Source organism: uncultured Jannaschia sp., assembly GCF_947494025.1.
In the GTDB taxonomy this organism is placed as follows: Bacteria; Pseudomonadota; Alphaproteobacteria; order Rhodobacterales; family Rhodobacteraceae; genus Jannaschia.
The window spans coordinates 1-224 of sequence record NZ_CANLTQ010000203.1; the positions used below are offsets into that span (position 1 = coordinate 1).

The 224-nt window shown below is 65.2% G+C and carries 1 pseudogene; it reads right to left on the reverse strand.

What is annotated here, in order from left to right:
• A pseudogene (locus Q1B08_RS21915) lies at positions 1–224 on the reverse strand (hypothetical protein); the annotation flags it as partial.

A 224-nucleotide genomic window follows, 5' to 3' on the forward strand; every position in this document is an offset into this window, starting at 1 on the left:
TTGGGGTCCTGCTTCAGGCCGCGCCGCTTGAGGTCGAGCAGCACCTCCCGCCAGCTCTCGGTGCTCTCGCGGACGCCGTCCCTTGCCCGGCAGTGCATTGCCGTAGGCAATGTCACGAGAGGGGTCATGGCCAGCAGCTCCTTGCGACCGTACTCGTCCGCACCGACAACCACCAGGACGCATTGCTTCTCCTCGGCCATGCGCGGTTTGAAGTAGACACCGTC